This is a genomic window from Enterococcus sp. FDAARGOS_553, from assembly GCF_003812305.1.
GTDB classification, from domain to species: Bacteria; Bacillota; Bacilli; order Lactobacillales; family Enterococcaceae; genus Enterococcus_D; species Enterococcus_D gallinarum.
On the sequence record NZ_CP033740.1, the window covers coordinates 224859 to 241697 of the forward strand.

Consider the following 16839-nt stretch of genomic DNA (forward strand, 5'->3'; position numbering starts at 1 on the left):
CAAAAATCTCTTCAAAAACAAAACGTAACGATTACGTTTTAAACCTTATCATAGAAGAGTAGAAGATTCAAGAAGTTTTTTATATTTTTGTTATTTTATAAATGAAAGATGTTTCATATGAGTCGTTGATCGTTTCTGAAAAAAATTCTATTTAATAAAATACCAGAAATAAAAATAGCTGTTTCTCTCTTTAAAAACTTTGATTTAACAAAAAAATAAGATACCCGCAAGCTGGTATTTTAGAACAACTTCTTAAAAATTGTTCTAGTAATTATCCAATACTTTACTGGTATCTTGTTTTTTATTATTCGTGTGTCTTCATCCATTCCGTGATAGCCGATAAGCGTTCAAGACGTAGATTGGGCAACCCGCTGCGAGAAAGGCCATGACTAGAATGCGGAAAGAGGATCAATTTCGTGTCAATGTCATTCCGTTTTAATGCCGTATAAAATTGTTGCCCTTGTTCTTGCGGACAACGCAGATCATTTTCGCCATGTAAAACAAGCGTTGGTGTGCTGACATGATCTGCATACGCTAATGGTGACATTTCCCAGAGTGTCTTAGACTCATCTAGGTCATGCAGCAACTGATATTTTACGAAAAATGGTCCAATGTCGCTGGTTCCATAGAAACTGATCCAATTGGAGATCGACCGCTGTGTGACGGCAGAGCAGAAACGATCCGTGTGCCCTACGATCCAATTGGTCATAAAGCCCCCATAACTACCGCCAACGACATGAATTTTTTGGGGATCGATCTCTGGATGATGATTAAGCACGTCATCCACACCTAAGAGCAAGTCTTGGTAATCTTTATTGCCATAATCTCCTAGGATCGAGCGAACAAACTCCTGACCATAGCCTTGCCCACCGCGAGGATTCAGCAATATCACTCCGTAACCATTGGCTGCATGAACTTGCATTTCGTGAAAGAAAGTCTCCCCGTAGCAAACTTGCGGTCCACCGTGAATATATAAAATCGCAGGGTGCTCTTGACTGGTCTCGATCGGTGGTAGATACCATCCTTGGATTTGCCAACCATCTGCTCCCTCATACCAAAAACGCTGCGGTTCACTGATCGACAGTTCATTCATCAGAGCTTCATTCGGATCAGCTACTAGTTCTAGCTCGCCACTAGTTAAGTCAAGCACCGCTAGTCGACTTGGGATCGTTAGTGTCGAATAAGTGATTGCTAAGTGGGTTTCATCAATCTTTGCTGCATCAGTGATATCCATTAATTGGTCAAATAGTAATGTCCATTGTCCTTTCGTATCGACACGGTACAATTGCAATTTTCCATGAGTAGTCACTGGTACAATAAACTGTTGTTTGTTGATCCAGGTTACTGAAACACCACGATTTTTTTGTTGAAAATCACCGATGATCGTATTGCCGATGGCAAGGTCTTGTTCATTTGAGAGGTTGACTACTTCCTTTGTTTCAAGGTCCATGAGATAAAGATCTTCCTGGGTAACAAATCCATAGGTTAGGTCATTCCCCAAAAGCAGCAGTTGGTTGCCAGATAAAGCAGCAAAAGAATAAGTCCCTTCAGGCAGATCAGATTCAAATGAGTGATGCTGATTCGTTGTCAGATCATACGCATACAGCATACTTCCATAATGCCATTCTCGTTCGGGTTTCGTCTCTGCGGTATAGAGTAGACCTTGCTCTTTTTCCATGATTGCTTCAAGATGGATTTCCAGATCTGTTTCAAAAATAGTTGCTGATTCTTTCGTCGTTAATAAGACTTTCTTTACGCGCGTGATTTTCTCAGATAAAAAGCCCGCACCATCTGCTTGATAGCCTAATTTGGTCGTCATTTTTATTTTAGGAAAATCGTTTTCAGCAGCTTTTTCTTTTGACGTATCGTATTTTTTCTCAGAGTCATCCACTCGTTCTTTTGATTTATCTGCTGAGACTTGATAATAGACCGCTGTAGCATCGTCTGTCCAAAAATAATTGCTGATTCCCTGCTCTGCTACTAAGACAGAAGCTCGTCCACCGTTTAACGGCATAATCATTAGTTGATTTTTTTCTGTTTCTTTCTCTGTCGACAGAAAGCTCAGCCATTTTTCATCGGGAGAAACTTTTAGCTCGGTACTATTTTTTAATTGGTTGCCCCATACCTGCCTTTCTTTTGTCTCTCGATCAACACTGAAAATTTCTGATTGATAGCAGTTCTTTTCTTCGTTAACCGTATTCTCAAGATAAAAGATACGGTTCCCAGCCGCTACTGGCTGTGCCACACTCTTCAACTCAAACAACGACTCTTTTTTTATTTTCATTTACCCGCCTCCAAAATTAGGATAATTCCATTATAGCAAAATCCGCTGACGTGATGTCAGCGGATTTACTCTTTATTCTTAATAGGTATATCCACGAACGATGCCGGATTCTTCAAAACCGGCAGAGAAACCCGTTTGTCGGAAAATCGTCTGACCATTTTCTATCAACGTCAGCAAAATCTCCGTACTGGCACTTTCCCGAATAATTCGATTCATCACACCATCCGTTGGTGCCATCAAGGAATGGCCCTCTTTTTCTGCAACTTCAATCGTTAGTTCAAGCACTTTTTGCCTAACAATAATCACTAATCGACCTTGTTTGCGAGTCACAGAATCTAAGCGGGCACCATAATACGTTGCCAAGCGATATTCTTTATCCCCTATTTGTAAGACTGAAATAATCCCTAAAAAAGCCGTTCCTAAAAAAGGAATGTCTGCTGCTGAGAAAAAGAAACGGACATCAGGTGCCTCAAATCGATTGCATTGTACCCATAGATAGGCAGCAGGAAACGAGGTTCCCCAGTCTTTTTCGAGATACCCGATTCCTTCAGAGAAATCAAGTGACTGCTCATTCCATAGCAAAGTTCCCGAGAGGCTATGAGCCATACTTAAAATACCATGGTAGCATTCCATAAATGAAAGGTAGGAAAAAGGCCCCATAATACTTGGGGCATAGCGACTCCGAGATATTGGATGAAAGGCACCGTAGGTCAATGTGCCTTTAACTGATAATTCAGTACTCTCTAATGATAGCGAAATTCCTCGTTCACTAAAGTAATTCTCCCCGATCTTAATTAATAACTGGTCTTCAGCAGCTGAAAATTCCGCTTCACTAAAGGGGAAATAATGGGATCCTTCATGGCTGATCACTTGAATAAATGGCTGTTTTCTTCCATCCGATTCAATCGATAGCCCTGGAATAAATGCATACACCTCATCCCCAATTTGATGTTTGAAATACCATCCTTCAAAAAATGCAGCTTTCTTCGTATTGCCATGAAAAAAAAGATCTGTTGTAATCGCCATACGTTCCCTCCATTCAGCTACAACTAGTGTAGCATGAATGGCACAAAAGATGGGTTATGACGTTTTCACCAATCCAGGATTGTAAGATCTACGATTTTTCTGTTCGTATTCTCGATCACGGCTTACTTATCTTTTGCAGAACGTCTGGTCCAAAGGATATAAACAGCAAAAGCTGCCACAAGCAATGCAATCAACAGCCCTTTAAACCGATTATCATTTGTCAAATTCTCTTTGGAGGCCCATCGTTGAAGGATTCCAAGTATAACGAAAATCGTTAGCATAAAGGCGACGGGATAAAAGTCTTTTTCCTTGCGCAAGAAAATCAAGGCGCAGGCAGCGACTAATAGCACCAACATTAGCACCATATCCATTGGATAAGATAACGTCACCACAAAAAGGTTAGGGGTATATAGATTCAGTAAAACCAAACCACCAATCCAGACCATCGCTATCACCCACAAAACCAAAAATTTCTTTAACTTACTCTGAAAAAAACCTTGCTTTAAATAAATCGTTTTTTGCACCCCAAAGAAAAAAAGGATGACCAAAACGACTGAAAAAACAGCAGTTGTCACATAAGAATAAAGATTTAACTGCAAGACACTATCAGAAGAAAAGTCATTAAACAGTTTGACCAGCCATGAGACGCCGACCATAATATAAATCAAATTCAACTGATCGATCAAACGGCTTTTAGGTGTGTTACGCAACAGCTCATCTGCCATTTCTTTAGGATTTTTCCCAAAATATTCTTCTGCTGTTTCACCATGATTTTGGGCTTCAAGTAAATCATTGGCTATCTCATAGACTTGAGCAACCACAGCATATTCATCTTGAAACAGGCTAGAAAAAAATAAGTACTCCCTCAAATCTTCAAAATATTTCTGATTGCTTGCTGACAGTTGTTTTGAAATCTCATTTGTTTTGTCTCGGTAATAAGCTAGTTGTTTTTTCTTATTCATGTTCTCACTCCTCAATAATTCGTTCTACTTTACTCACTAGGTTTTCCCACTGTTGTTTAAAGCTGTTTAGGTACTCTTCTCCAGCTTCTGTCAATGAAAAATATTTCCTGTCTGGTCCATCTGGTGATTTTTTCAGTTCAGCTTTGATCAAACGTTGTTTCTCCAGTTTCTGAAGTAAGGGGTAAATCGTACCGCCAACGATCGTTTCAAAACCATATCCTCTCAATTCTTGTACAAGCTCGTACCCATAAATTTCTTTTTTTGAAATAATCTGCAAGACACATCCATCTAAGACGCCCTTTAACAGTTGCGTTTCTCTCACGACATTCACCTCCACGAATCATCTCCTACTAGTATGTTTTACCTATTAGTTGATTTGAGTATATCAAAAAGCATCTAGTATGTAAAGCATACTAGCTAAAAAAATAAAAACACAGTACGTGTAAACATACTGTGTTTTCGGTTATCTTTTGATTCCTCGCCCATAGGAATCATTATAAGGTTGAAATGAGCGATCGTGGAGCTGGGTAGCGGCATCTGCCAACCAGTGAATATTTCTAATCAACGCTCGTCCTTGTAAAATTAAATCCGCTTGCTTGGTTTGCAGAATGTGTTCACATAAATTAGGGTTATCCAGCATCCCAACGGTAGCCACTGGGATCTTAACAGCTGCTTTCATAGCTGTTGCAAAAGGTGTTTGATACCCTTCATAAACCGGGATCGTTGGCTTTCTATCTAACAAACCGCCCGTAGAGATATCTAAACAATCAATCCCATCTGCTTCAAGCCACTGTCCAATTTGTTGCCATTCTGTGATTGAATTTTGTTTATCCTCTGTTTCATAATCGGTTAACGACAACCGCATCCAAAGTGACCCATCAAAGACAGCTCGAACCGCTTGAACAATTTCTTTGACGAAACGATAGCGGCTTGCTAATGATCCGCCATATTCATCTGTCCGCTGATTCACGATTGGTGAGAGAAATTGATCAATCAAATATCCGTGAGCTCCGTGCAATTCAATCATGTCTACGCCAGCAGCTTGCGCACGTTTGGCTGCTGCCACAAAGGATTCTTGGACACGATTGATTTCAGCAAGCGTCATTTCGTGAGGAACAGCATAGCTTTCGTTAAAGCGAACGGCGCTAGGTGCTATTGGGTAACCTGCATCCGCTGCTTTGCGCCCAGCATGGTTCAACTGAAGCCCCACTTTGCTACCGAAACCATGAAGCAATGCAACGAGTTTTGATAACTCAACTTGTTGCGCTTCATTCCATAAACCAAGATCATTCTTGGTGATTCGTCCATCTGCTTCCACAGCAGTTGACTCAATGATCAGCAAGCCAACTTTACTTAATGCACGAGCACCATAGTGAACAAAGTGAAATGGCGTGGCAATCCCATCCTCTTTTTTCACTTCATACATGCACATTGGTGAAAGGACAACACGATTCTCTAACGATAACCCCGCCAGTTCAACTGGCGATAATAGTAATGACATACTGACATTCCTCCGCTACTCATTAAATTGCATTTTCTGCTTGTTATCAGTATAGTTGTTACACATAGAAATACAAGCAGAAAGAGTTTGTTTTTTTGAACATGAATCAAAGAACAGTAGGCGAATAGACCAAAAGTCAATTTACTTTGCTGAAAACTACAGTCTCCCGTTAGCTAAGTATGGAGTTAGCCTTTATTATTTTTAAAAACAAAAAAGAATTGCTGATTAATAATTCTATCAGCAATTCTTTTCCCTATAGTTATTATACAGGAAAAAACGAGTAAAAAACAGACTAGTATTTTTGCCGCCACCTCGTATAATGAAACATACTCTGGGAAATGGATGTGAAAACAGATGGAAAAGCAACGCATATTAGAGAAACGTCATTTATCTTTTGTTTATCAAAAATTGGTCACTCGAAAAAAAGCCCTACGCTCTTTTCTGGATAAAGGCTACGCAAGCCATTTGCAAGACCTCCAAACAATTGGCACGGATATTCGACTCAATTTTGATAACTTGTCAGACAGTCTGGAAACTTATGCTGCCATTGAGAGCAAAAATCGTGAAATTGACCAAATGAATCTGAGTTTGCAAACAGCCGAAAAAGAACTGGCAGCCGTAGAACGTTTGCTCCAGTCACCCTATTTCGGGAAAATAGTCGTTGACTTTCTTGATGGTGAATCCGCTGAATCCTTTTATATTGGCATCAACGGCTTTGCAGTTGAAGATAGTCATAACTTAGTCTATGATTGGCGCTCTCCAATCGCTGAGCTTTTTTATAACAATACGTTAGGGGATTCTTCTTACCAAGTCAATGAACATGAAATTGCTGTATCTATTAAAAATAGACGGCAATTAATTGTCGCTCATGATAAACTGATCCGCTTTTTCGATACTTCTGTCGCGATCCAAGATGATGTCTTATTGACCGCACTAGAAAAGAACGACGGCAAAAAAATGCGCGACATCACAACATCCATCCAAAGAGAGCAGAATGCAGTCATTCGTGACCAATCAAGTCAAACCTTATTGGTCAATGGAGTAGCCGGTAGTGGAAAAACCTCAGTTATTATGCAACGGGTCGCTTATTTATTGTATCAATACCGTAGTCAGATCACATCTGACAATGTACTGATCCTTTCACCCAATCAAGATTTTATCCACTATATCTCAGATGTCTTGCCTTCATTAGGTGAAAAGAATCCTTTAAATCAGACGATTCGTCAATTTTGCTCGTATTTGCTGCAAGAAGCAAATACAGTTCCTTTAGAAAATGAGGAAGCCTATTTTTTCCGTTTACAAGAACCTACTTCTTTTCAAACAGAAACGCTCCGCAGCAATGAGTTTGTGGCCTTTCTGCAAGAATCAGCCAGCAAGACAGCCCTGATCGAACCTTCGTTTCACTCAATCCTTCGAAAGGGTAAAGTCGTTATAGCCAAAGAAAAGATTCAGTCAATCTATCAATCTACACCACAACTCCCTATGATCGAGCGATTGCAAGCAACCAAGAAACGATTAATAAATGAGTGGGAGTCACAATTGATCAGAAATGCCAAAAAGAACCACTTGCAAGATCAAGTATTAGCACTTTCTGAACAGCAGCAGCAACGATACTTTGGTCATTTGATCGAAGACGACTCTCCCTCCAGTATTCAAAAGTATACTGAACAATTATTGCGAACGAGGTATCAAGTCGTTGATGAACAATTGAAACAGAATAGCTGGATCGATGAGGATCAATTTTTAGAACACTATTATACGGCGTTCACCCAACAGCCTTATCTGAAACATTCTACTATCACGTTAGATGAAGCAGTAATTCGTTTATTCAACCGACACCTATTTATCGAGAAACTTCCTGTAGCCTCGCTGGCTTTTTTGCTGATCGATGAAATCCAAGATTATACACCCGCTCAGTGTACGCTGTTATTGACACTATTTCCCCGAGCAGCCTTCACCATGGTTGGGGATGAAAATCAAGCAATTTTTAATTCTGCGATTGATTTTAGAGAGATTCAAGAAATCTTTGAGGCTAACAATCAATCAGTCACACGCTATGACTTACGAACTAGCTACCGTTCCAGTGGTGAAATTACTAAATTGTTTGCAAAGCTTGCCAACCATACAACTATGTCGATCATGCCTGTTCGCCCGGCCGGAGAGCCTCCCCGATTTATTCGTTTTGAAAACGAGTTGGAATGGCTGGCAACTATCACACCTTTCATAAAAAACGGAAGGCAATATACGATACTGACAAAGAGCCATAAGGAGGCTGCTTTTTTGGAAGAATATCTCAAAGGACAGACAAATCAACTCCCCTTTCCTGTTTATTCGATTGACATCGCTAAAGGAAGAGAATTTGATCATGTCATTCTTTATGACGTTTCAAACGAACAATTCTATACAACACAAGACAAGCGAATATTGTATACACTGCTGTCCCGTAGCATGGAAAGTATGCTGGTTACTTATAAAAAAGAACTTAGTGCCTTTTTCTAATCCGAAAACCATTGATTCTTGAATAAAGCCCAGAATCAAACTACTGCCAGATCCAGCACTTAACAACTAAGTTTTTTTAGAAAAAAGTACCTTTTTGTCTATTTGAGCAAATGCATCTGCCCAGGCTTAGGATAAATGAAGTTTCACTTTATTTACCCTAAGCCTTTTTGACTTGTCCCTTCAACCTCCGACTCTTCTTCGTTGATCCGCATCCCTTTGTGATAATCTTACTTGTCTTCTTCTATGATCTTAAAAACGTAGATGCAAAGATTTCCCATGGGATGAGAACTAGACGGAATAATTTCGTCACAACATTTGTCCAATAATTGAAATTGCAGCGGTCGTCAACCCTGGAAGCTCGTGTCAGTTGCTCCAATTCAATTGTTTTATTCAAGCGCGGAAGGCTTTTTTACATAAATTTTCACAACAGTAGAGCATTGAAGCCCAACTGTCAGTTGGAATAGTTGGAGCAGCGTCCGCTATTTGCAGATACAAAAAAACCACTAATGACGAATCATTAGTGGTTAAATCTATTGATTAACGATGAATGTAAGTATAACCAGATGCATTCATTGTTGCTGTGTTTGGTCCTGTAGGTGAAGGGAAGCCCATTCCACCTTGAGAGATCGTAATGGTGTTGCTTGCAGGATCATAAGATTCTACATAGGCTACGTGTCCATACGTACCATCTGCTGTCCACTCTCCGCCAACGGATTGGCCTGCGGCAAAGACAACAACTGCTCCAGCGGCTGGTGTTCCATTCACTGTGTATCCATCAGCTGCTGCTGAGGCACCCCATTGGGCACCATTTCCCCAGTAAGTACCAACCCATGGTGCGCGATTTTTAACATACCATGTACATTGTCCTACTGCATACATGTTACCTGATGATGAGTGGTCTTTACCACTACCACCGGTATTGACTGTAGAATTATTGCTGTTATTTGTATTTGATGAAGAACTGTTTGATGAATTTGAACTATTACTTGATGAACTTGAGCTGCTTGATGATCCAGCAGTTGCTGTTTCAACAACAAAAGTATCTGAAGAACTTTCTGTCTTCGTTGTACTTGTTTGAACATCTTCTGTAACAGCTGCTTTTTCTTGTGCTTCTTTCAATGCTGCTGCCTGTTTTGCTTCTTCTGCTTTTTTAGCAGCCGCTGCTTCTTGTTGAGCTTTCAAGACACGTGCTTTTTCAGCTTCCGCTTCTTGTTTTTTCTTGTTCAACGCATCTTTGTCTTTTTCAGCTGTTGCTTGTTCAGCAGCTAAATTAGCTTTCAACACATTCAAGTCTGCTTGTTTTGTAGCCAATGCATCTTTTTGATTTTGCAGCTCAGCTTGAGTTGCTGCTACTTCTTGAATTTTGCTTTCATTTTCTTTTACTTTTTGTTCAACATCTTCTTTGTCGCGTTTTTGCTGCTCAACTAGATCATTGTTGGCATTTACGATTGTTGTCATGGCTTGTACTCGACCAATAACATCCGTCAAAGAATCTGCTTCTAGAACTGCATCGATAAAGTTTGTGCTTTGACCATTTACTTGCACATCGCGTGCTTGTTTTTTGATGGCTTCTTCACGTTTTGCGATACGTAATTTTAAAGTGGCAATTTTATCTTGTAATTTTTCTGCTTCTTTACCTAGTGCAACTTGTTTAGCTTCTAAGTCACTGACTTTTGCACTCACTGAATCAATTTCTGCTTCTAGAGAATCGATTTGTGATTGAGCATCTGCTTGTTGTCCTTTTAGGGAATCGATTTTTTGATTTTGTTGTTCGATTTGATCATCAATGGAATCTGCTGATACTAATCCTGGTCCTGCAACTGCTGTTAATGTTAGAGAACACACCATTAATGCTGATAACAAACTTTTCTTCACTCGTTTTTCCTCCGACTAGCGCTTTTTGTGTAAATTAGTTGTCTTAATAAAAAATTTACTTAATATAAGAAAATTTAAAGTTCGATTTAACGACAAATGAATTCTAACATAAGCATATGACATACAGATAAAAGAAATGTTACAAAAATGTTTCAAAGACAATTCTCATCAGAAATATTCTTCTATGCTAGCTATAAAGCTTGATAAAACAGCATTTTTAAAATGTTTTTCAAAAAAAGAAATCGATAAAAAAGCGCTTTTTTATTTTTCAGGTAGTCCAAAAACTCCTGAAAAAACCAAAAAATTTGCTTTTTTACAGTGTGAATCCCCTTTTTTCTCTCTTTTGGCCCTCTCTTTATCCGTTTCTTTTTTCATTAAAGAAGATACCGTGTAAGCAAAATACTTGATCCTTTCTAAGTGACAAGCAAGTTTTCTCTTCCTATAATAGGAAGAATACCGCTCGAAAGGAGGAAGCATCATTTCCAAAAGAAAAATAATTATCTGGATCAGTAGCATTTTGGTTTGCGGCTTACTTTTGCTTGCTCTTTGGACGACCAAAAAAGCGAACAGTGTGTTGCAGCAAGATTCAGAAAGCGAATTTTGGCTGCTAAGCGATGTTCATTTCCTGTCGTCAGCACTTCACGATAATAGTATAGCCTTCAACCAGTTTGCTGAAGGTGCCGCTGGTAAAGAAATGCGCTATCAGGCAGAAAGTTTGGAAGCTTTTGTTGCTGAAGCCCTAGAAAAACGGCCAACAGGAGTGATCTTGACAGGGGACATGACATTGAATGGAGAGAAAGCAAGTGCAGAATCTCTTGCCGAGTTATTGGCACCATTACAAGAAGCTTCGATCATGGTACTGAGTTTGCCCGGCAATCATGAGATTTACAATGGTTGGGCCAGAATTTTTGATGGGGATAAGGAATTTTATGCCGATCAAATCAGCCCGCAAGATTTCAAAGATATTTTTTCCGAAGGCTACGAGAAAGCTGACAGTGTTGATCGGACCTCATTAAGCTATAGCATCAATCTCAATGATCAGTATCGCTTAGTATTACTTGATTCATGTATTTATGAAGAACAAGTGAATTGGAACCAGCCAACTACGAATGGCCGCTTGAAAGAAAGCACCTTAGAATGGCTGAAGGATCAACTAGAAGCAGCTAAACAACAGCAGCAGACACCGCTTCTCTTCATGCACCATAATCTTCTGGAACATAATTCATTGTTGAAAGAAGGTTATATTTTAGATAACTCGGCGCAATTGCAGCAATTACTAACTGCTTATCAGGTACCAGCGATTTTTTCTGGACACATCCATATCCAAGATATTACAGAAGGACCCTCTGGTATTCAGGAAATTGTCACCGGCTCTTATTCCACACAAGAACTTGGCTATGGGGTCGTAACACTTACTGATAAAACGATCAACTACGAAAAAAAGGTGATTGATTTGGACCAATGGGCTGCTAAGAACAAGCGGAAAGATCCTCACCTTTTGCAGTATAGCAACTATCAAGCAACCATCTTTCAACAAGATACAACTAAAATGGTGCGCCAACAGCTCGCATCTGTTACTGAATTGACAGAAGAACAAATCAACACATTATATACATTTATTGCAAAGATGAATGCAGCGTTATTTACTGGTGACGACGTTTATTCGCAAGAAGAAAAAGAAACGATTCGACATTCTGAAGAATACCAGCTGCTGGCAACATATTCTTATTTTCTAAAACAATATGTTGACTCGCTATTGGAAGATAAGAGTCCAGATAATGCGCTGACACTTCCCATAAAATGAACGATAGCCTTCCTGTCATAAGACGGGAAGGCTATCTAACGATGCAATATTTATTCTTTGAAAGTTGAAGCAGACTATTACTACTATTATTTATTTCTCATTTAAACGATGCAATCCCTAATCTCTACTGCATCCTTGTAACTCTGAAGTTACGCCAGTTTTGAATAAATTTCCTAAAAACAAGATAACGTTGGTACAAAAATATTTCTCGTATTCAATCAGTATAACACATTTTGGCAAAAATGTCGTCAACAGACTTCCTCTCTCCATTCTTGTGTAGATTTAGCTTGGTATTCTTTCCTTAACAGGCAACATCACTTCAAAAATCTGCTGTTCTTTTTGATCCGTGGATACATCATCTTGCCACATCAGTTCCCAGATATCTCCATCTATCTGTAAATTAGCTGATTCCAGATAGGCTTTGAATCGTTTTGTAAAATCTTTTAAATGATGGATCTCCCCTCTGACGAATCCCGACACATAATTTCCTGCTGGTCTACAAATAATTGCTTGATCCGAGTAAAGAGGCAGTCGTTCTTTGGGAATCATCACTAATGCACGGTAAGGCGCTTCATGGATCGACTCTTGATCGAATGCAGATCCTTCTACTAAATAACCGATGGGGTAGCCACTAAATAAATCCTTGTAATCTAAATAAGGATAAAAACGTGAAAAAGCCTGAAAGACCGAAGTCTCATCATACTCATTGATTTCTTCAGAAACAGCAAAATATACTTCTGACCGATAACTATAAGTCATATTGGTAAAATCGGCTGTCTGTACTTTTTCAAATCGCGAAATGAACCGATCCAAAACGGCTTTATGTTCCTCTAGTTCCGTTATTTTCTGATCTACTTCTTTACGACGGATGATCAACTCTTTTTGCATCGTCTCAGGATTGCGGTTTCTTAGAAATGTTTGGATTTCCTCTAAGGACATATCCAATGCTCGCAAGACCAAAATCACATCTAATTCCGCACACTGTTCAAATCCGTAATAACGATACCCGTTTTCACCGATCTGTTTAGGTTTGAACAGCCCGATTTGATCATAATAAAGCAGTGTACGACGACTAACACCGCCATAAGCCGCAAGTTCACTGATGGTCAAAAATTTTTTCAAAAAAAATGCCTCCCTCCTATTGACTGTTACGTTACGTTACAGTTTATTCTAGCACAGAACGACGTAATTGGAGGGAATTTTTATGAAACAATTAAAACAATTTTTTTTCACCGAAAAACGCCTATTTCTAGGTACTTTTTTATTTATGCTGATCCATTCTTTCGGGACACTTTTTCTTCCCTATTTTGTAGCCAAGATCATTGATGATGGCATTTTAAAACAAGATCAATCAGCTATCATCCGCTATGGGGGCTGGATGCTGGCTGTTGCACTAGGAACTGGTGTGATTGCTGTCAGTGCTAGTTATTTTTCTGCCCATCTAGCAGGGAAATTCGGACATCATCTTCGGATCAAACTATTCAACAAAATACAGGAGCTTGCGATCTCTAGTTTTGAAAAATATGGTACACCAACCTTGCTTGCAAGAACAACGAATGACATCAATAACATTCAACAAATCTTGATGATGGCTTTACAAACGATTCTTCCCGCTCCACTGATCATTTTGGCTTCGATTATTTTAACAGGTAGTGTATCTTGGCGAATGGTGTGGATCCCTATTGCAGCGATTGCTTGTTTCTCGATCGTCGCACTTTTCGTCATTTATCAAGCAATCCCTTTGGCAAAGAAAACGCAGAAAAAAGTAGATACTATGATGCGGATTTTGCGTGAAACCTATACAGGCGTACGGGTGATTCGCGCCTTTGACAAAGCTAGTTTCGAAAAAAAGCGGACAGACCAAACCTTTGAAGGGTACGCAAAAGTGATGATCCAAGCCAATCGTTTATTCGCTGTTTTGAATCCAGCCGTACACTTTTTCATGGGGCTGTCCATTCTAAGCATTTTGGGATTCGGCGGTTTCCAAAGTCTCTCAGGAAACCTGCCCATCGGCAGTATCACTGCGATCATCGAATATACCGTTTTGAGCCTTTGGTTTTTGACCATGGCAGCAATGGTGATCGTCATGATCCCAAAAGGATTGACATCCTTGCAGCGGATTGAAGAAGTTTTGTCTGAAGAAGAAACGATGACAGACGGTCCACAGCCAATCTTGCCAAAAGAAAGCTCATTAGTAGCTGCCTTTCATCATGTCTCCTTCACCTATGCTGGGGCAGAGGAACCCGTACTGGAAGATATTGATTTTGAGATCCATCGCGGACAGACCACTGCGATTGTTGGCGGCACCGGATCAGGAAAAAGTACGATCGCCAAAGCACTTTTGCGGTTAAAAGACGTTTCTAACGGCTCAATCACATTATATGATCGTGATATTCGAGAAGTCTCACAGGTCGCACTACGATCATTTATCAGCTATGTTCCTCAAAAAGCATTGTTGATCAGTGGATCGATCTGGGACACATTGACTTTCGGGATTGTCAATCCCGATCCGCAACAAGTAGCACAGGCCGTCAAAATCGCGCAAGCAGAGTCGTTTATCAAAAGTCTACCCGATGGGATCGACAGTCACGTTGCTCAAAAGGGCAGCAATTTTTCTGGCGGCCAAAAACAACGCTTGAGTATAGCGCGCGCATTAGTGAAGCCCGCTCACATTTACTTTTTTGATGACAGTTTTTCGGCGCTTGACTATCAAACAGATGCAAATTTACGGCGAGCATTAAAATCTTATGTCCGTGATTCAGCCGTAGTAATCGTGGCTCAGCGTGTTGCAACTGTCATGGATGCTGATCAAATCATCGTTCTTGATGAAGGAAAAATCGTCGGAAAAGGGACCCATTCAGAACTGATGGAAACCTGTAGCACCTATCAAGAATTTGCGGCTTCGCAAGGAATAGGAGGAGAAAAAAATGAGCAAAAAAATAACTGATGCACCAAAAAATTTAAAACATACGAGCATGCGGCTCTTACAATTATTATTCCAGCAAAAAAGCCGCTTCGGACTGATTTTGATTTCTGCTCTCTGCTACGCGACACTTATGACAATCGCACCATTACTGTTGGGTCAAGGATTGGATAATCTCATCACTTTGCTTCAGCAAGGAGGCTGGCAACCAAGTGAATTCTTGCAAGTCATCAAATGGCCACTGCTCCTTCTAGGGATCTCCTGGCTGATGATTAGTCTATTTTCATTTTTACAAGAATACACAATGGCAAGTGTCAGCGAAACATTGACCTTAACCCTCAGAAAAGAATTGACGCACAAGTTTAATCGGTTGCCGGTACGATTTTACGATACGCATCAGACAGGCGATATTTTAAGCCGAGCAATTCTAGACCTGGATAAAGTCTCTGAAGTCCTTCAAGTCGGATTGATGCAACTCATTACAGCCACTCTCAGTATCTTATTTGGTCTTGGTGTGATGTTTTGGCTCAGTCCATTATTAACTGTAGGGATTATCATTATCCTACTGATAAGTGCTTTCGCTACCCATCGACTGGCTCAGCGAAATTTGGTTTACTTTTCAGAAAATCAGACAACATTGGGAGCAGTCGGTAGCCGGGCAGAAGAGTTTTATACTGCCCATTTATTGATCAAATCCTACAATCAGCAATCTGCTGTCGCTTCAGAAATGCACGAATTAAGTGAAAAGCAATTTCATGCTTTTCGTAAAGCACAATTTGCTAGCTATGCGATCAATCCGTTCATTCGCTTTATCAACCAAATCGGGTTTGTCGTAAGTGCTGTGATTGGTGGAATGATGGTAATCAATGGACAGTTATCCATCGGGTTGATCCAAGCCTACTTGCAATATACCAATCAAGTTTCCGAACCGATCACACAAGCTTCTTATATTATTAATACGTTACAAAGTGCATTAGCGTCATTGGAACGGATCTTTGAGATTTTGGATTATCCAGAAGAAAAAGAAACCCAACACCCTCTTGCAGTCCCAGAAGAATTGTCGGGGAGAATCGATTTTGAAGATGTTTCTTTCGGTTATTCTCCAGATAAATTATTGATGCAACATGTGAACCTACAAGTTGCACCTAGACAGACAGTAGCCATCGTGGGGCCTACTGGGGCCGGCAAGACAACTTTGATCAACTTGCTGATGCGCTTCTATCCACTGAATGGAGGCAAGATCCGGATCGATCGCTACAATATGACGGATTTTTCAGCCACAGACATTCGCAAAAAATTTGGGATGGTTTTACAAGACACATGGTTGTTTGAAGGAACGATTGCAGAGAATATTGCTTACGGCAAAAAAGATGCAACGAAAGAGGCAATCATTGCCGCCGCAAAAGCAGCACAATGCGATCATTTTATTCGGACACTGCCGAAGGGCTACGAGACGATCATAGGATCCGAAACCGAACTATCACAAGGTCAGCAACAACTTTTGACGATTGCTCGTGCAATTTTGGCAGATCCAGCTATTTTGATTCTGGACGAAGCGACTTCCAGTGTTGATACCCGAACCGAACAAATGATCCAAACAGCAATGGACACATTGACGAAAAATCGAACAAGCTTTGTCATTGCCCATCGCCTCTCCACGATCAAGAATGCTGATTTGATCCTTGTGATGGAAGCAGGACAAATCATTGAGCAAGGCAAACATGAGGAACTGTTAGCAAAACCTTCATTATACGCCCAACTCTACAATAGTCAGTTTGCCAGAAATTGATTAGAATTTTTGTCACGTTTCATCTAGAGATCAAAAAGCAAAGGCCATCGCCAACAAAAAAGACTGCGTCTAGTATACAGACGCAGTCTTTTTTTGAGATTCATTGACTCATTCCTTCATTTTTCCTTGGAGATCACCAGGTCAAGAAAGTAATTTCCGGAAATGAATTTTTTACT

General features: G+C 40.1%; 12 protein-coding genes. 5 read left to right on the forward strand and 7 right to left on the reverse strand.

Annotation, left to right across the window (positions count from 1 at the left end):
* Positions 1 to 304 precede the first annotated feature (304 nt).
* From EGX73_RS01455 to EGX73_RS01475, 5 genes are all read right to left on the reverse strand, one after another.
* The gene (locus tag EGX73_RS01455; protein WP_123866658.1) at positions 305 to 2284 is read right to left on the reverse strand and encodes a S9 family peptidase; all 1980 of its coding nucleotides are present in this window, start codon (positions 2282 to 2284) and stop codon (positions 305 to 307) included.
* 78 nt (positions 2285 to 2362) lie between these two features.
* A complete protein-coding gene (locus tag EGX73_RS01460) occupies positions 2363 to 3310 on the reverse strand; it encodes a tocopherol cyclase family protein (RefSeq protein WP_123866659.1) in 948 nt (315 codons plus the stop codon).
* 122 nt (positions 3311 to 3432) lie between these two features.
* Positions 3433 to 4272, reverse strand: coding sequence for a hypothetical protein (locus tag EGX73_RS01465; protein WP_029486489.1), 840 nt, complete (start codon positions 4270 to 4272; stop codon positions 3433 to 3435).
* A 4-nt stretch (positions 4273 to 4276) separates the two neighbouring features.
* Positions 4277 to 4594, reverse strand: a complete 318-nt coding sequence (locus EGX73_RS01470; RefSeq protein WP_005470611.1) for a PadR family transcriptional regulator — start codon at positions 4592 to 4594, stop codon at positions 4277 to 4279.
* 141 nt (positions 4595 to 4735) lie between these two features.
* Complete coding sequence (locus EGX73_RS01475) at positions 4736 to 5773, reverse strand: NADPH dehydrogenase (RefSeq protein WP_003125693.1); 1038 nt, start codon at positions 5771 to 5773, stop codon at positions 4736 to 4738.
* A gap of 354 nt (positions 5774 to 6127) precedes the next feature.
* Between EGX73_RS01475 and EGX73_RS01480 the strand changes: the two genes are divergently transcribed.
* Positions 6128 to 8272: a UvrD-helicase domain-containing protein gene (locus EGX73_RS01480; RefSeq protein ID WP_123866660.1), complete on the forward strand. Its 2145-nt coding sequence runs from the start codon at positions 6128 to 6130 to the stop codon at positions 8270 to 8272.
* A 537-nt stretch (positions 8273 to 8809) separates the two neighbouring features.
* Here the strand turns inward: EGX73_RS01480 and EGX73_RS01485 are convergent.
* On the reverse strand, positions 8810 to 10147 hold the full coding sequence (locus EGX73_RS01485) for a CHAP domain-containing protein (protein ID WP_227760635.1): 1338 nt from the start codon (positions 10145 to 10147) through the stop codon (positions 8810 to 8812).
* Positions 10148 to 10283: 136 nt separating this feature from the next.
* Here EGX73_RS01485 and EGX73_RS01490 point away from each other — a divergent pair, with 136 nt between their 5' ends.
* Positions 10284 to 10541 carry a hypothetical protein gene (locus EGX73_RS01490; RefSeq protein WP_003125689.1) on the forward strand — a complete coding sequence of 86 codons (258 nt, stop codon included), beginning with the start codon at positions 10284 to 10286 and terminating at the stop codon, positions 10539 to 10541.
* A gap of 123 nt (positions 10542 to 10664) precedes the next feature.
* Positions 10665 to 11951, forward strand: coding sequence for a metallophosphoesterase (locus tag EGX73_RS01495; protein ID WP_042620360.1), 1287 nt, complete (start codon positions 10665 to 10667; stop codon positions 11949 to 11951).
* A gap of 282 nt (positions 11952 to 12233) precedes the next feature.
* On the opposite strand, the gene EGX73_RS01500 is transcribed toward EGX73_RS01495, so the two are convergent.
* The gene (locus tag EGX73_RS01500) at positions 12234 to 13073 is read right to left on the reverse strand and encodes a MerR family transcriptional regulator (protein WP_003125686.1); all 840 of its coding nucleotides are present in this window, start codon (positions 13071 to 13073) and stop codon (positions 12234 to 12236) included.
* A gap of 82 nt (positions 13074 to 13155) precedes the next feature.
* Here EGX73_RS01500 and EGX73_RS01505 point away from each other — a divergent pair, with 82 nt between their 5' ends.
* A complete protein-coding gene (locus EGX73_RS01505) occupies positions 13156 to 14898 on the forward strand; it encodes an ABC transporter ATP-binding protein (RefSeq protein WP_123866661.1) in 1743 nt (580 codons plus the stop codon).
* On the forward strand, positions 14879 to 16663 hold the full coding sequence (locus EGX73_RS01510) for an ABC transporter ATP-binding protein (RefSeq protein ID WP_003125683.1): 1785 nt from the start codon (positions 14879 to 14881) through the stop codon (positions 16661 to 16663). Before EGX73_RS01505 ends, EGX73_RS01510 begins: the two co-directional genes overlap by 20 nt.
* Positions 16664 to 16839: the final 176 nt, after the last annotated feature.

Coding starts and splice junctions, on each gene's coding strand:
- EGX73_RS01455 (WP_123866658.1), bottom strand. CDS start 2,284: ATGAAAATAAAAAAAGAGTCGTTGTTTGAGTTGAAGAGTGTGGCACAG.
- EGX73_RS01460 (WP_123866659.1), bottom strand. CDS start 3,310: ATGGCGATTACAACAGATCTTTTTTTTCATGGCAATACGAAGAAAGCT.
- EGX73_RS01465 (WP_029486489.1), bottom strand. CDS start 4,272: ATGAATAAGAAAAAACAACTAGCTTATTACCGAGACAAAACAAATGAG.
- EGX73_RS01475 (WP_003125693.1), bottom strand. CDS start 5,773: ATGTCATTACTATTATCGCCAGTTGAACTGGCGGGGTTATCGTTAGAG.
- EGX73_RS01480 (WP_123866660.1), top strand. CDS start 6,128: ATGGAAAAGCAACGCATATTAGAGAAACGTCATTTATCTTTTGTTTAT.
- EGX73_RS01490 (WP_003125689.1), top strand. CDS start 10,284: ATGTTACAAAAATGTTTCAAAGACAATTCTCATCAGAAATATTCTTCT.
- EGX73_RS01505 (WP_123866661.1), top strand. CDS start 13,156: ATGAAACAATTAAAACAATTTTTTTTCACCGAAAAACGCCTATTTCTA.
- EGX73_RS01510 (WP_003125683.1), top strand. CDS start 14,879: ATGAGCAAAAAAATAACTGATGCACCAAAAAATTTAAAACATACGAGC.